The organism is Chromobacterium sp. HL1 (assembly GCF_057418835.1).
The window spans coordinates 3,726,388-3,740,953 of sequence record NZ_CP162399.1 but is presented as its reverse complement, the minus strand read 5'-3'; the positions used below and the strand labels follow the sequence as shown (position 1 = coordinate 3,740,953).

The 14,566-nt window shown below is 63.6% G+C and carries 11 protein-coding genes; 4 read left to right on the top strand and 7 right to left on the bottom strand.

Translation table 11 applies throughout. From position 1 onward, the window contains the following. From flhF to flhB, 3 genes are read right to left on the bottom strand one after another with little or no spacing between them, the layout of a single operon-like run. Positions 1–1,485 (bottom strand): flagellar biosynthesis GTPase FlhF, encoded by a 1,485-nt coding sequence (gene flhF, locus AB1Z25_RS17025; RefSeq protein WP_486635751.1) that lies wholly within the window; start codon positions 1,483–1,485, stop codon positions 1–3. 6 nt (positions 1,486–1,491) lie between these two features. Continuing rightward, on the bottom strand, positions 1,492–3,573 hold the full coding sequence (gene flhA / locus AB1Z25_RS17020; RefSeq protein WP_107801935.1) for a flagellar biosynthesis protein FlhA: 2,082 nt from the start codon (positions 3,571–3,573) through the stop codon (positions 1,492–1,494). 48 nt (positions 3,574–3,621) lie between these two features. Continuing rightward, the gene (gene flhB / locus AB1Z25_RS17015) at positions 3,622–4,779 is read right to left on the bottom strand and encodes a flagellar biosynthesis protein FlhB (protein WP_107800370.1); all 1,158 of its coding nucleotides are present in this window, start codon (positions 4,777–4,779) and stop codon (positions 3,622–3,624) included. Positions 4,780–4,907: 128 nt separating this feature from the next. Here flhB and AB1Z25_RS17010 point away from each other — a divergent pair, with 128 nt between their 5' ends. After that, positions 4,908–5,702 (top strand): thymidylate synthase, encoded by a 795-nt coding sequence (locus AB1Z25_RS17010; RefSeq protein WP_107800369.1) that lies wholly within the window; start codon positions 4,908–4,910, stop codon positions 5,700–5,702. Then, positions 5,699–6,196 carry a dihydrofolate reductase gene (locus AB1Z25_RS17005; RefSeq protein WP_253314531.1) on the top strand — a complete coding sequence of 166 codons (498 nt, stop codon included), beginning with the start codon at positions 5,699–5,701 and terminating at the stop codon, positions 6,194–6,196. The genes AB1Z25_RS17010 and AB1Z25_RS17005 overlap by 4 nt, the downstream gene beginning before the upstream one ends. A gap of 170 nt (positions 6,197–6,366) precedes the next feature. Here the strand turns inward: AB1Z25_RS17005 and AB1Z25_RS17000 are convergent, their stop codons facing one another. Both AB1Z25_RS17000 and AB1Z25_RS16995 read right to left on the bottom strand, forming a co-directional pair. Next, positions 6,367–6,999 carry a LysE family translocator gene (locus AB1Z25_RS17000; RefSeq protein WP_486635750.1) on the bottom strand — a complete coding sequence of 211 codons (633 nt, stop codon included), beginning with the start codon at positions 6,997–6,999 and terminating at the stop codon, positions 6,367–6,369. Positions 7,000–7,314: 315 nt separating this feature from the next. Next, positions 7,315–9,552, bottom strand: a complete 2,238-nt coding sequence (locus tag AB1Z25_RS16995; protein ID WP_235087033.1) for an NADP-dependent isocitrate dehydrogenase — start codon at positions 9,550–9,552, stop codon at positions 7,315–7,317. A gap of 340 nt (positions 9,553–9,892) precedes the next feature. On the opposite strand from AB1Z25_RS16995, the gene AB1Z25_RS16990 reads away from it, so the two are divergent. Next, the gene (locus tag AB1Z25_RS16990) at positions 9,893–10,534 is read left to right on the top strand and encodes a pseudouridine synthase (RefSeq protein ID WP_486635749.1); all 642 of its coding nucleotides are present in this window, start codon (positions 9,893–9,895) and stop codon (positions 10,532–10,534) included. A gap of 110 nt (positions 10,535–10,644) precedes the next feature. Here AB1Z25_RS16990 and AB1Z25_RS16985 read toward each other — a convergent pair whose 3' ends face one another. Next, positions 10,645–11,070: a hypothetical protein gene (locus AB1Z25_RS16985; protein ID WP_107800364.1), complete on the bottom strand. Its 426-nt coding sequence runs from the start codon at positions 11,068–11,070 to the stop codon at positions 10,645–10,647. Positions 11,071–11,136: 66 nt separating this feature from the next. Continuing rightward, positions 11,137–13,683 (bottom strand): DNA mismatch repair protein MutS, encoded by a 2,547-nt coding sequence (mutS, locus tag AB1Z25_RS16980; RefSeq protein ID WP_253314529.1) that lies wholly within the window; start codon positions 13,681–13,683, stop codon positions 11,137–11,139. A gap of 316 nt (positions 13,684–13,999) precedes the next feature. Between mutS and AB1Z25_RS16975 the strand changes: the two genes are divergently transcribed. Continuing rightward, positions 14,000–14,566, top strand: a complete 567-nt coding sequence (locus AB1Z25_RS16975) for a GbsR/MarR family transcriptional regulator (RefSeq protein WP_107800362.1) — start codon at positions 14,000–14,002, stop codon at positions 14,564–14,566.

Sequence of the window (14,566 nt, the reverse complement as noted above, 5' to 3'; positions counted from 1 at the left end):
TTACAACCATCCGGCCTGGGCCGCGTTCATGATGGGCAGTTCGTCGGCCTGAAGGGTGAAGGGGGAATGCTGTTGCTGCGAACGCATCGCGCGGTCCACCAGGAAGCCGGCGTGGGCGGCGTGCAGGTCTTCCGGCACGCGCTGGCCGTTGGTGATGTAGAACAGGCGCAGCCGGTTGCGGATGATCACGTCCAGGCTGGGGCCCATCGCCACCGATTCGTCTATCTTGGACAGCACGCAGCCGGTGAGACCATCGCCGCGATAGCGGCGCACCACGTCTTCCAGCGTCTGGCCGTCGGCGTTGGAGGCCAGCAGCAGCAGCCTTTCTATCGGCCGGCCGGCTGTGCGGAACATTTCGATCTGCGCCAGCACGCGGGCGTCGCGCTGGCCCATGCCCACGGTGTCGATGAAGACGATGTGGCGGTTGGACAGATCAGCCAGCGTCAGCTGCAGATCGCCCTCGTTCTGGATGGAGAACACGGGTATGCCGAGAATCTTGCCGTAGATGCGCAATTGATCCTGGGCGCCGATCCGGTAGCTGTCGGTGGTGATCAGCGCCACGTGCTGGGCGCCGAAGCGCATGGTGGCGCGCGCGGCCAGCTTAGCGACGGTGGTGGTCTTGCCGACGCCGGTGGGGCCCACCAGCGCGTAGATGCCGCCGCGGTCCATGATTTCCTTGTCGGCGTCCGCGCATTTCAGATTGTGCATCAGCGCCGAGCGCGCCCATTTGACCGCGACATCGGCCTCGTACTGGGCCGGCATCTTTTCGATCAGCTGGCGGATCAGATGGGCGGAAAAACCCATGGCCAGCAGGTGTTTGAACAGTTCCAGGCGATTGGGCGCCTTGCCCTCCATATCGGACCAGGCGAAGCTGGCCAGCTGGCTTTGCAGCAGGCTGCGCAGCAGCTTGATCTCGTCGCCGATCTGCTTCAGCTCCTGCGCCATCACTTCCGGCTCCTCGCCGTTGTTCGCGACCGGAGGCGCAGCGGGGCGGGGCGGCGGCGCGGTTTGCGCAGGCGGCTGCACGCGCGGGGCGGCGGGCTGGGGCGCGGTTTGCGCGTACTGCGGCGGATAGGACGGCTGGGCCGGCCGCGGCGCGGCCTGGGGCTCCGGCGCGAAGGCCGGCTCGATGCGCTGACGCGGCGCTTGCGCTTCGATGCGCGGCGGCGGCGGGCTGTCCAGCGGCTCCACCGGCATGGCGTAAGTGCGGGCGATGGCGCGGTTGACCGCGGCGCCGGCCGGGGTGGGCAGCGGCGACGGCGCGCGGTTGACCACCGGCGGCGCGTTGCGCGGCGGATGCTTGCTGGAGGAAGTGGCCAGATTGGTGGCGAGGTTGGCGACGTCGGCGTCGGCCACCGCCATGATTTCCACCCCGCCGCCCATGGTGGGGCGGTTGGACAGAATCAGGGCGTCCGCGCCCAGTTCTTCTCGAACTTGTCTGAGCGCGTCACGCGTGGTTTTGCCGAAAAACTTTTTCACCACCATGTTCGATTAGCCCTTGCTTCCCCCAATTACAGCAATTATACGAATTGATTTATTGTCCGGTATCTCATTATGAGAAATAACACGCAGCTGCGGCAGCGCGCGGCGCAGGAAGCGCGCCAGCAAAGGCCGCAGTCCCGGCGCGGTCAAGAGTACCGGATTGTACCCTTGAATTTCCACTTGTTCGGTTTCCTGGGCGGCGCTGGCCAGCAGATTTTCCGCCAGGCCCGGTTCCAGGCCGCCGCCGGTCTTGGATTGCACCGCCTGCATCAGCACATTTTCCAATGTTGGCTCCAGGGTCATCAAGGGTAATTCTTGCTCGCCGGGGAATAATTGCTGGACGATGACGCGGGACAGCGCGGTGCGCACGATATTGGTCAGCTCGTCGATGTCCTGAGTGGTGGCCACGTGATCGGCCAGCGTTTCCAGTATGGTGCGGAAATCGCGGATGTGGATGCCTTCGGTCAGCAGCTGTTGCAGCACTTTTTGCAGCGTGCCTATCGGCACCACCTTGGGCACCAGGTCTTCGATCAGCTTGGGCGATTCCTTGGCCTGATGATCGATCAGCGCCTGCACTTCCTCGCGCCCCAGCAATTCCGCCGCGTGGGTCTGCAGCAGATTGGAAATATGGGTGGCCACCACGGTGCTGGCGTCCACCACGGTATAGCCCAGGCTCTGCGCCTCTTCGCGCTTGCCGGCGTCTATCCAGATCGCCGGCAGGCCGAAGGCCGGATCGGTGGTGGGGGTGCCGGCCAGTTCGCCGTTGACCCGGCCCGGATTGATGGCCAGATATTGGCCGATGAAAGCTTCGCCTAGGCCCAGCTCCACGCCCTTGAGCAGGATGCGGTAGGCGTTGGGCTTGATTTCCAGGTTGTCGCGGATATGGACCGGCGGCACCAGAAAGCCCAGCTCCTGGGCGATCTTCTTGCGGATGCCGCGGATGCGGCGCAGCAGTTCGCCGTCCTGGCTGCGGTCCACCAGCGGAATCAGCCGGTAGCCCACTTCCATGCCCAACTGGTCCACGTGCTGGACATCGTTCCAGCTGACTTCGGTCGTGGTGTGTTCCGGCGGCGGCGCGGCCTGTTGCTGCTGCTCCGCCTGCTGCGCCTCGGCCTTCTGGCGCTTCTCCATCATGCGGCCCAGCAGGCCCAGGCTGCCGGCGATCAGCAGGAAGGAGAAGTGCGGCATATTGGGGATCAGGCCGACCATGCCGATCACCGCGGCGGTGATGTAGAGCACTTGCGGCTTGGTGAACATCTGGCCGAGGAATTGCTCGGACATGTCCTTGTCGGTGCCCACGCGGGACACCACGATGCCGGCGGCGGTGGAGATGATCAGCGCCGGAATCTGCGCCACCAGGCCGTCGCCGATTGTCAGCAGGGTATAGGTCTTGGCGGCGACGCCGGCGTCCAGATCGTGCTGGACCATGCCCACGATCAAGCCGCCGACGATGTTGATGATGATGATCAGGATGCCGGCCATGGCGTCGCCGCGCACGAACTTGGAGGCACCGTCCATCGCGCCGAAGAAGTTGGCTTCCTCGGCGATGGTGACGCGGCGCAGCCGGGCTTCGTCCTCGCCGATCAGGCCGGCGTTGAGGTCGGCGTCGATGGCCATCTGCTTGCCGGGCATCGCGTCCAGGGTGAAGCGGGCGCTCACTTCGGCGATGCGGCCGGCGCCCTTGGTGATCACCACGAAGTTGATGATGGTGATGATGACGAAGACCACGATGCCGATGGCGACGTTGTCGCCGATCAGGAAGTGGGCGAAGGATTCGATCACCTTGCCGGCGGCGTCCGGCCCGGAGTGGCCCTCCAGCAGGATGACCCGGCTGGAGGCGACGTTCAGCGACAGCCGCAGCAAGGTGGTGACCAGCAGCACGGTGGGGAAGGCGGAAAAGTCCAGCGGCTTGCGCACATTGATCCCCACCAGCAGCACGATCACCGAAACGGCGATATTGAAGGTGAAGAAGATGTCCAGCAGCACCGGCGGCAGCGGCAGCACCATCATCGCCAGAATCAGGATGATGAGCACGGGGCCGGCCAGCTGGGTGACTTTGAAGCGCTTCAGTATGTCTAGTATGGAGTCCATGCTGGATTTATGGCTTAAGCCGGTCGAATCGGTTCGTCGACCTTATCATTATGGTGGCGTCGCATCTTGCTGGCGTTTGCTTTGCGGGTCAAGCTCGGCGGGCACGTCCAGCTGGTCCGGGAACACCGGCGCCAGGCCGCCGTTGTCCTGATAGCTCTTGAGCTGGAACACATAGGCCAGCACCTGGGCGGCGGCGGAATAGAGCTTGGCCGGAATGTCCTCTCCCATTTCGGCGTGGAAGTACAGCGCGCGGGCGAAGCTGGGCGAGCGCATCACGATGACGTGGTGGTCCTTGCCGGTGTCGATGATTTTTTCCGCCAGCTTCAAAGACCCCTTGGCCACCACTTGCGGCGCGCGCATGCCGTCGTCGTACTTGATCGCCACCGCGTAGTGGGTAGGGTTGGTGACGATGACGTTGGCGCTGGGAATCTCCTGCATCATGCGCTTGCGCGCGGCTTCGCGCTGCATCTGACGGATGCGGCCCTTGACCTCGGGCGAGCCCTCGGCTTCCTTGTATTCCTGCTTGACCTCTTCCTTGGTCATGCGCAGCTTCTTGTGATAGCTCCATAGCTGGAAGGGCACGTCGATCGCCACCAGCAGAATCATCGCCGAAGTCACCACGAAGAAGGTGGTGATGATCATATCGGTCATCTTGGCGATGCCGGTGGGCAGCGGCATGGAGATCAGGCCGATGATTTCCGCGCGCTCGCGCCAGATGAACCAGGTGGCGATGCCGCCGATCAGCACGCTTTTGAGAATGGCCTTCAGCGCTTCGGTGGCGGCGTTGACCGAGAATATCCGTTTGATGCCGGGCAAGGGGTTGAGCTTGCTGAACTTGGGCTCGACCGCCTTGAAGGTGAGGTTCCAGCCGCCCACCAGCATGGGCACGAACAGCGCCACCAGCGCCAGGCCGGCCAACAGCGGCGCCAGGCTCCACAGCGCGTTGAAAATGGTTTCCTTGAAGCGGGTCAGCGCCGGCTCCACATTGTGCACCGTGGTCTGGTCGAAGGTGAGCAGCATGCGCATGGTCTGCGCCAGATTGGTGGCGATGTGGCCGCCCTGGGCCATCAGCAGCGCCACGCCGGCCATGGTGATGGCGAAGGTGGTCAGCTCGCGCGAGCGCGGGATATTGCCGTCTTCTCGGGCGAGGCCCAGCCGTTTCGCGGTCGCGGGTTCGGTGCGTTCTAGATCGGAATCTTCAGCCATGTCCGGTGTTTCATGCTTCTGTCTTGATTTTAAAGAGAATGGTAGCCGAAGCGGCGAGGCCGGGCCAGCTTTTCCGAGCCGGCTTCAAGTCGGGTACAATGGCCGGTATCAAAGATGGAATGAACACAATGCGACAGTATCTCGACCTGATGCGCCATGTGCTGGAACATGGCCACGACAAGTCCGACCGCACCGGCACCGGCACCCGTTCGGTATTCGGCCACCAGATGCGTTTCGACCTGCAACAGGGTTTTCCGCTGATCACCACCAAGAAGTGCCATCTGCGTTCCATCATCCATGAATTGCTGTGGTTCCTGTCCGGCGAGACCAATATCCGCTATCTGAAGGAAAACGGCGTGTCGATCTGGGACGAGTGGGCCGATGAAAACGGCGATCTGGGGCCGGTCTACGGCTACCAGTGGCGCAGCTGGCCGGCGCCGGACGGCCGCCACATCGATCAGATCGCCAATGTGGTGGCGATGATCAAGAACAACCCGGATTCGCGCCGCCTGATCGTGTCGGCCTGGAACCCGGCGCTGGTGGACGAGATGGCGCTGCCGCCCTGCCACAGCCTGTTCCAGTTCTACGTGGCCGACGGCAAGCTGTCCTGCCAGCTTTATCAGCGCTCCGCCGATATCTTTCTGGGCGTGCCCTTCAATATCGCCAGCTACGCCTTGCTGACCATGATGGTGGCGCAGGTGTGCGGACTGCAGCCGGGCGATTTCGTCCACACGCTGGGCGACGCGCATCTGTACAGCAACCATCTGGAGCAGACCGAGTTGCAGCTGTCGCGCGAACCGCGCGCTTTGCCGACGATGAAGATCAATCCGCAGGTCAAGGACATCTTCGGCTTCAAGTTCGAGGATTTCGAACTGGAAGGCTACGATCCGCATCCGCACATCAAAGCGGCGGTGGCGGTATGACGGCGGCCGGGAAGCCGCGCTTGACCCTGGTGGCGGCGATGGCGGCCAAGCGGGTGATAGGCATAGACAACCGCCTGCCCTGGCATTTGCCGGAGGATCTCAAGCACTTCAAGGCGGTGACGCTGGGCAAGCCGGTGATCATGGGCCGCAAGACCTGGGACTCGATAGGCCGGCCGCTGCCGGGCCGCCGCAACATCGTGGTGACGCGCCAGACGGATTGGCGCGCCGACGGCGCGGAGGCCGCACATTCGCTGGAGCAGGCTTTGGTCCTGGCCGGCGCGGTGGAGGAGGTGTGTTTGATCGGCGGCGCCGAATTGTACCGCCAGGCGATCGCCGGCGCGGATTGCCTGCGTCTGACCGAGATCGACGGCGATTACCCGGGCGACGCCCATTTCCCCGAGGTGTCCGCCGAGCTCTGGCGCGAGGACAGCCGCGAGGCACATGTCAGCGCCGCCGGGCTGGCTTACGCCTTCGTCGATTATCTGCGGCGCTGAGATCGCGTCCTGAAGCGGTTTCGCCTCGCCTTGTCCTTGCGCAGGCGACTGCGAACCGGTTTCGAGCCAAAAACCCGCCTTGAGCGGGTTTTTTTGATGAAGGCGGTTGCGGGTTCCGGATGAGGTTTGCCGCCTTGCCGCGTTTTCCGTTCAAGCGGGTCAGGGGGCGGTCAATCGAGCTCGTTGCGACGATACAGGCTCAGCGCGACGCCCAGTCCCGCCAACATGCCGGCGCAAGCCCGGTTCAGCCAGCGCATCGTCCGGCCGGATAAGAGGCGCATCGAATGATAGCCGCCCAGGGCGTAGACGCTCATCAAGGCGATGTCGATGACTGCGGTCAGCAACGCGAGGCTAAGGTATTGAGTCACGATGTCGTCTTGGGGACGGATGAATTGAGGTAGGAAGGCGGAGAAGAACAGCAGCCCTTTGGGATTGGAAAGAGCGACCAGTAGCGAGCGGACAAAGGCGGCCCGGCCGGTTGGAGGCCTTACGGCGCTCGCGTCCGCCTGAATAGGGCGGACGGGCGCTCGCCATAGCGCCGCGGCCAAATAAAGCAGATAGGCTGCGCCGATCCACTTCACCAGCGTGAACAACTGTTCGGAGGCCAGCAGAAGCGCGCCGAGGCCGCAGGCGACCGCGCCGATCAAGATCAGGTCCGACAAGGCCGCGCCGGCGATACCGCAGGCCGCGACCCGTTTGCCGCCATAGGCGCCATTGTTCAGTGCGAGCAACATGGTGGGGCCGGGCGTGGCGGTGACGGCGGACACCGAGACCACGTAGAGAGCAAGTGTTGCTGAGTCCATTCATGACTCCTTAATGACTCGGCTCGTGAAGGAGCGAAATAGGATCAAAACCAGTTTTTCCGCTCCGCGGGGGCCGAAAGTTGAGGCGTGCAGCAGGCCTGGCGTGAGAATGAGCACGGACTACTGTAGCCGTTTGTTGGATGTGGGGCATGCTTCGGCGGTCTCGCTTCGGTCTTCGAGCCATGCCCGTTTCGGCGAATGGGCTTGCAAGGCGTGGACGCAGGACAGCAGGTGGAGGATTGACGCAAAAAAACGCCAAGACGAGAGTCTTGGCGTTTTGTCCGGCGGAGGTTTTCCGCCATGGCTGCGCAGCGCTTAGCCGAGCACGGTGGCCAGTGCGGCGTTGAAGCTGGCGCTAGGGCGCATCACCGCGCCGCACTTGGCGGCATCGGGGTGGTAGTAGCCGCCGATGTCGGCCGCTTTGCCTTGCACCGCCTTCAGTTCGGCCAGGATCTTCTGCTCGCTGTCGGCCAGGCTCTTGGCCAGCGGCGCGAAGCGGGCTTGCAGCTCCTTGTCGTCGGACTGGGCGGCCAGCGCCTGAGCCCAGTACATGGACAGGTAGAACTGGCTGCCGCGGTTGTCCAATTCGCCGGTGCGGCGCGACGGGGACTTGTCCTCGTCCAGCAGCTTGCCGGTGGCGAGGTCCAGCGTCTTGGCCAGGATCTTGGCCTTGTCGTTGCCGGTCTTGATGCCCAGTTCTTCCAGCGACACCGCCAGCGCCAGGAACTCGCCCAGGCTGTCCCAACGCAGATGGTTTTCTTCCAGCAGCTGTTGCACGTGCTTGGGCGCGGAGCCGCCGGCGCCGGTCTCGTACATGCCGCCGCCGGCCATCAGCGGCACGATGGACAGCATCTTGGCCGAGGTGCCCAGTTCCATGATGGGGAACAGATCGGTCAGGTAGTCGCGCAGAATGTTGCCGGTCACCGAGATGGTGTCCAGGCCACGGGCCACGCGTTCCAGGGTGTAACGCATCGCGCGCACCTGGGACATGATGTGGATTTCCAGGCCGCTGGTGTCGTAATCCTTCAGGTAGGCGTGCACCTTCTTGATCAGCTCGTTCTCATGCGGGCGGTACGGGTCCAGCCAGAACACTGCCGGCATGCCGGAGTTGCGGGCGCGGGTGACGGCCAGCTTGACCCAGTCGCGGATCGGCGCGTCCTTCACCTGGCACATGCGCCAGATATCGCCTTGCTCGACGTTCTGCGACAGCAGCACTTCGCCGGTGGCGAGGTCGACGATGTTGGCGACGCCGTCTTCCTGGATTTCATAGGTCTTGTCGTGGGAGCCGTATTCCTCGGCCTTCTGCGCCATCAGACCGACGTTGGGCACGGTGCCCATGGTTTTGGGATCGAAGTTGCCGTGCCATTTGCAGAAGTTGATCATCTCCTGGTAAATGCGGGCGAAGGTGGATTCCGGCATCACGGCCTTGGCGTCGTAAGGCTTGCCGTCGGCGCCCCACATCTTGCCGCCGGCGCGGATCATCGCCGGCATGGAGGCGTCCACGATCACGTCGTTGGGCGAGTGGAAGTTGGTGATGCCCTTGGCCGAATCCACCATGGCCAGACGCGGGCGGTGCTCCTGGCAGGCGTGCAGATCGCGGATGATTTCTTCGCGCTTGGAGGCCGGCAGGGTTTCGATCTTCTCGTACAGGGTGGCCATGCCGTTGTTGACGTTGACGCCCAGTTCCTCGAACAGCTTGCCGTGCTTCTCGAAGGCTTCCTTGTAGTAGATCTTGACGCAGTGGCCGAACACGATGGGGTGGGACACCTTCATCATGGTGGCTTTGACGTGCAGGGAGAACAAGATGCCGGATTCGCGGCAGTCTTCCATTTCACGCTCGTAGAAGTCGCACAGCGCCTTCTTGCTCATGAACATGGAGTCGATGATCTCGCCGGCCTGCAGCGCGACCTTGGGCTTGAGCACGATGGTCTGGCCGTTCTTGGTGGTCAGTTCCATCTTCACGTCGCGCGCCTTGTCCAGCGTGATCGACTTTTCGCCGTGGTAGAAGTCGCCATGGTGCATGTGGGAGACGTGGGTCTGCGACCATTGCTTCCATTCGCCCATCGAGTGCGGGTGCTTCTTGGCGTAGTTCTTCACCGCCAGCGGCGCGCGGCGGTCGGAGTTGCCCTCGCGCAGCACCGGGTTCACCGCCGAGCCCAGACACTTGGCGTAGCGGTCCTTGATCGCCTTGTCGGCGTCCGAGGCCGGGTTTTCCGGATAGTCCGGCAGCGGGTAGCCCTTGGCCTGCAGTTCCTTGACGCAGGCGATCAGCTGAGCCACCGAGGCGCTGATATTGGGCAGCTTGATGATGTTGGTGTCGGGCTGCTGGGTCAGCTTGCCCAGCTCGGCCAGGGTGTTCGGCACTTTCTGTTCGTCGGCCAGATAGTCGGGGAATTCGGCCAGGACGCGCGCCGCCAGCGAAATGTCCGCGGTAGCGATTTCAATGCCGGCGGAACCGGCGAAGGCTTGCACGACCGGCAGGAAGGCGCTGGTCGCCAGCGCCGGCGCTTCGTCGGTCAGGGTGTAGATGATTTTGGGCTGTTCCGATGGCATTACTCTATCTCCTTTATCTTGTGACGACAGAACGATTGCGCAGGGCGCTGCCGGCGCATTGAAAGACCTTGGAAAGGCGGATGCCGGGCCCAGGCGACGCGGCCTGAACGCGGTCCGGAGACTCTCTGGCAATTTTCAAAAGCGAATTATACCTCTGTGCGCGCGCTTGGCTCGCAGCGCATTTGAACTTTTATGCTTGATAACTGCGCGACGGCGGTTCGAATGCGAATTATAGGCCGCATCCGGCGCGTGCATGCGCCGGCTTCGCCGGCAAACTTGCGGCGCGCGGCGCGCGGCTCTTGTATCATTCGCCTCATTCTTTCTTGCCGCTCTTCACGCCATGTCCCGACTCATTCTGCTCAACAAGCCCTACGGCGTCATCTGTCAGTTTTCCGAGCATCCCAAGCATCCGACGCTCAAATCCTGCGTGCCCTTGCCGGGCGTGTATCCGGCGGGGCGGCTGGACACCGACAGCGAAGGCCTGTTGCTCTTGACCGGCGACGGGGAATTGCAGCACCGCATCGCCAATCCGCGCTGGAAACTGCCCAAGACCTATTGGGTGCAGGTGGAGGGGCAGATTCGCGAGGAGCAGCTGGAGCAGCTGCGCCGCGGCGTCGACCTGGGCGATTTCACCACCCAGCCGGCGCAGGCGCGGCGCATTGAGGCGCCCGCGCTGTGGGAGCGCACGCCGCCGGTGCGTTTTCGCAAGACGGTGCCGGACGGCTGGCTGGAGATCGTCATCAGCGAGGGCAAGAACCGCCAGGTGCGGCGCATGACCGCCAAGGTGGGGCTGCCGACGCTGCGCCTGGTGCGGGCGGCGATCGGGCCGTGGGCGCTGGACGGCCTGCAGCCGGGGGACATGCGCGAGCTGGAGGTGGACCTTGCGGATTTGCCGCGGGTCTCGCAAGCTCAGCGCACCGCCAAGCCCGGCGCGCAGCCGCGCGGCGGCGGTTTTCGGCGCGGAGGCCCGCGCAAGCCTTGAACCGCACCCGAAGCGAGGCTTGCCTGGCGCCGACGGCGCAAAGAAAAACGGGGAAGCTTTCGCTTCCCCGTCCTGGGTGTCGCACGCGGCCCTGTTCTTTGGGCCTGCGCTTAGGCGCGGTGGCTGTCCTCGAAGTAGGCGATAGGCCCGGCGCTGGTTAGGCCGATGTGGAAGGTTGAGCTTTCCGGGAAGGTCTCGCCTATGCTTTCCGCGGCGCGCACGATCTCGTACAGCACTTCCACTTCCTTGAATTTTCGGGTGATGTTGTCATTGCCCAGCAACCAGGCCCGGATTTCCTCGGCATGCGGGTGGTTGTTTTCCAAGTCCAGCTGGCAGGCCGGCGTGCTGATCAGGCTGATCGCAGGCGGCATGCTGATGTCCAGTTGTTGCAATTGTTGGTTCGCCAGTTCGGCGAAGCTGGACAATTCGAGGTTGGCCCGCTCGCGGATGGAGGAAAGGGCAATGCTTCCATCGTCCGTGACCTGACTGAACAGCTGGACCAGGCCCGGGGCGGTGGCAGTGTTTTCAAGCGACATTGTTGTTGCTCCTGTCTCGGATGTTACCTTCTAGTAATATAGGAAACGTCCCCGGGTCTGGCCTGGTCATTTGGCCAGTTTCTTTAATTCATAGAGCAGAGCTTGCGCTTCCCGTGGCGAGAGATCGTCTAGATCGACCTCTAGAAGGCGTTCGACCGCGGGATTCGGTTCCGGTTCCACGTTTGCCGTCGTGGGTAAACTGATAAATAGGTCTGGCTGCACGCGGCTGGCGGAGTGGTTCTCCAGTTCGGTCAGATAGCGGCGCGCTTCCCGGATCACTTTGCCGGGCACGCCGGCCAACTGGGCCACCGCCAGGCCGTAGCTCTGGCTGGCCGGACCTTCCTCCACATGGTGGAGGAACACGATGCGGTCCTTGTGCTCCACCGCGGACAGATGGACGTTGGCGACGCTGGGATATTCGCTTTCCAGGCTGGTCAGCTCGAAATAATGGGTGGCGAACAGGGTATAGGCGCGGCTTTTCTCTATCAGCGCCTTGGCGATGGCCCAGGCCAGCGCCAGGCCGTCGAAAGTGGAGGTGCCGCGGCCCACTTCATCCATCAGCACCAGCGAGTGTTCGGTGGCGTTGTTGAGGATGTTGGCGGTTTCCGTCATTTCCACCATGAAGGTGGAGCGGCCGCCGGCCAGGTCGTCCGAGGCGCCGATGCGGGTGAAGATGCGGTCTATCGGCCCGATCACCGCGCGTTGGGCCGGCACGAAGCTGCCGACGTGAGCCATCAGGGTGATCAGCGCGTTCTGGCGCATATAGGTGGATTTACCGCCCATGTTCGGGCCGGTGATCAGCAGCAGTTTGCGGGTGTCGGACAGCCGGGTGTCGTTGGCGATGAAGCGCTCCACCTCCGCCTCCACCACCGGGTGGCGGCCTTCGATGATTTCCAGCCGCGGTTCGGCGACGAATTCCGGCTCCACGTAGTTGTTGACGCTGGCGCGCTCGGCGAAGGCGGACAGCACGTCCAGCCCGGCCACCGCCTGGGCGATCAGCTTCAGGTCTGGGATGTGCGGCGCCAGCTGGTCCAGCAGGTCTTCGTACAACTGCTTTTCCAGCGCCAGCGCGCGGTCCTGCGCCGACAGCGCCTTGTCTTCGAATTCCTTCAGTTCCGGCGTGATGTAGCGTTCGGCGTTCTTCAGCGTCTGGCGGCGGCGGTAATCGTCCGGCACCTTGTCGCCCTGGGCCTTGGTGACTTCGATGTAGAAGCCATGCACGCGGTTGAATTCCACTTTCAGCGTGGGAATGCCGGTGCGTTCCTTCTCGCGCGCTTCCAGCGCCAGCAAGAAGGCGCCGCAGTCGGTCTGGATCGCGCGCAATTCGTCCAGCGTGGCGTTGAGGCCGTGGTTGATCACGCCGCCGTCGCGCAGGAAGGTGGAGGGCTCGGGCAGGATGGCCTGGCTGAGCATGGTTTCCACCGGGGAGTCGTCCGGCAGCAGACGCGCCAGCTCGCCCAGCAGCTCGGCGTCCAGGCCGGCGGCCAGCCGCTTGACGCCGGTCAGCGCCTTCAGCGAATCGCGCAGCGCGGCCAGATCGCGCGGGCGGGCGCTGCGCAGCGCGATGCGGGCGGTGATGCGTTCGATGTCCGCCACTTCGCGCAGCTGGGCGTGGGCGTCGTCGTAGGCCGGCAGCAGGGCGCGCACCGCTTCCAGCCGGCGCGCCAGCTTGCCGTGGCTACGGATGGGGTGATGCAGCCAATGGCGCAGCAGACGGCTGCCCATGCTGGTGGCGCAGCCGTCCAGCAGCGAGGCCAGGGTCGGCGACGGTTCGCCGCGTATGGTTTCGGTCAGTTCCAGGTTGCGGCGGGTGGCGCCGTCCATGCGGATCAGTTCGCCGGCGTCTTCCACCGCCAGATTGGCGATGTGGGCCGGGTTCACGCTCTGGGTGGTCTTGACGTATTCCAGCAGCGCGCCGGCGGCGCCCACCGCCACCGGCAGGGTGTCGGCGCCGAAGCCGGCCAGGTCGCGGGTGCCGAAGTGCCGGGTCAGCGTCATCTGCGCCGATTCGATGTCGAACTGCCACGGCGGCAGCTTTTTCTTGGGCGCGGCCACGGTTTCGAACACATTGAGGCCGGTGTCGTCCGGGATCACCAGCTCGGCCGGTTTCAAGCGTTCCAGCTCGCTGTGCAGATCGTCCACCCGGGTTTGCAGCACTTTGAATTCGCCGCTGGCGAGGGATAGCCAGGCCAGGCCCAGCACGCCCTTGACCATGTTCACCGCCAGCACCAGGTTGTCGCGCTTGTCGTCCAGCAGCGCGGCGTCGGTCAGCGTGCCGGGGGTGACGATGCGCACCACCTTGCGTTCCACCGGACCCTTGGACAAGGCCGGATCGCCGATCTGTTCGGCGATGGCGACGGATTCGCCCATCTTGACCAGGCGCGCCAGATACCCTTCCGCGGCGTGATAGGGCACGCCGGCCATCTTGATCGGATTGCCGCCGCTGGCGCCGCGTGTGGTCAGGGTGATGTCGAGCAAGCGCGCCGCCTTCTCCGCGTCCTCATAGAACAGTTCGTAGAAGTCCCCCATGCGATAGAACACCAGCTTGTCGGCGTGTTCGCGTTTGATGGCCAGGTATTGCTGCATCATCGGGGTGTGTTGGGGCGTGCTCATCGGCTATGGGCTCTTATGTTTTCAATGGACAACAGGATGCCGCGGCCGCGGCCCGCGGATCAAGGCCGCGCGGGCGCCGGGCATCCCTGATTAAAGATTTCAGCCCCGCGCGGGGCGGGGCTTTGGAGAGTCGGCGCTATTTTAGCGCAGCCCGACAGCGGCGTCAGCCGCGCCGGGCATGGGCGTCGCAATGCGGTTTGCATGAGGCGGCGTCTTGTCAAGCGAGCCGCTCAACGATGGTTGTGATTGACTTGGTTTCATTGCGAATTTATGATTTATATCAAAGTTTCAGAAATTCCTGAAAATTGAGAACGTCATGAATCTATCGCCACTCGTCCAGTCTTTCGTGCTGCATTTCGGTGAAATGGGCAGCCGCTGGGGCATCAATCGCACCGTCGGGCAGATCTACGCGCTGCTATATGTATCTGAGAAGCCGCTGAACGCGGATGAAATCGCCGAAAGCCTGAGCTTCTCGCGCTCCAACGTCAGCATGGGACTCAAGGAGCTGGAGTCCTGGCGCCTGGTCCGGCTGCAGCACTTTCCCGGCGACCGCCGCGAATATTTCTCCACGCCCGACGATGTCTGGGCCATCTTCAAGACCCTGGCCGAGGAGCGCAAAAAGCGCGAGGTGGAGCCCACGCTGACCATGTTGCGCGGCGCCATCATGGAGAAGCCGGCCAGCGACGCGGAACGCCACGCGCAGCAGCGGATGAAGGAGATGCACCAGTTGATCGAACTGGTGACCACCTGGTTTTCCGACATCCAGCACATGGACGTGGAGACCTTGCAACGCTTGATGAAACTGGGCTCGCAGGTGCAGAAGATCCTGCAGTTCACCCACTCGCTTTCGAAACTGACCAGTCGCGACGGCGACAGGGAGTAG

Excerpts from the sequence above, each read along its gene's own strand:
- AB1Z25_RS17005 (WP_253314531.1), top strand. The coding sequence starts at position 5,699 with ATGACGGCGGCCGGGAAGCCGCGCTTGACCCTGGTGGCGGCGATGGCG.
- flhA (WP_107801935.1), bottom strand. The coding sequence starts at position 3,573 with ATGGACTCCATACTAGACATACTGAAGCGCTTCAAAGTCACCCAGCTG.
- AB1Z25_RS16990 (WP_486635749.1), top strand. The coding sequence starts at position 9,893 with ATGTCCCGACTCATTCTGCTCAACAAGCCCTACGGCGTCATCTGTCAG.
- AB1Z25_RS17000 (WP_486635750.1), bottom strand. The coding sequence starts at position 6,999 with ATGGACTCAGCAACACTTGCTCTCTACGTGGTCTCGGTGTCCGCCGTC.
- mutS (WP_253314529.1), bottom strand. The coding sequence starts at position 13,683 with ATGAGCACGCCCCAACACACCCCGATGATGCAGCAATACCTGGCCATC.
- AB1Z25_RS17010 (WP_107800369.1), top strand. The coding sequence starts at position 4,908 with ATGCGACAGTATCTCGACCTGATGCGCCATGTGCTGGAACATGGCCAC.
- AB1Z25_RS16995 (WP_235087033.1), bottom strand. The coding sequence starts at position 9,552 with ATGCCATCGGAACAGCCCAAAATCATCTACACCCTGACCGACGAAGCG.
- flhF (WP_486635751.1), bottom strand. The coding sequence starts at position 1,485 with ATGGTGGTGAAAAAGTTTTTCGGCAAAACCACGCGTGACGCGCTCAGA.
- flhB (WP_107800370.1), bottom strand. The coding sequence starts at position 4,779 with ATGGCTGAAGATTCCGATCTAGAACGCACCGAACCCGCGACCGCGAAA.
- AB1Z25_RS16985 (WP_107800364.1), bottom strand. The coding sequence starts at position 11,070 with ATGTCGCTTGAAAACACTGCCACCGCCCCGGGCCTGGTCCAGCTGTTC.
- AB1Z25_RS16975 (WP_107800362.1), top strand. The coding sequence starts at position 14,000 with ATGAATCTATCGCCACTCGTCCAGTCTTTCGTGCTGCATTTCGGTGAA.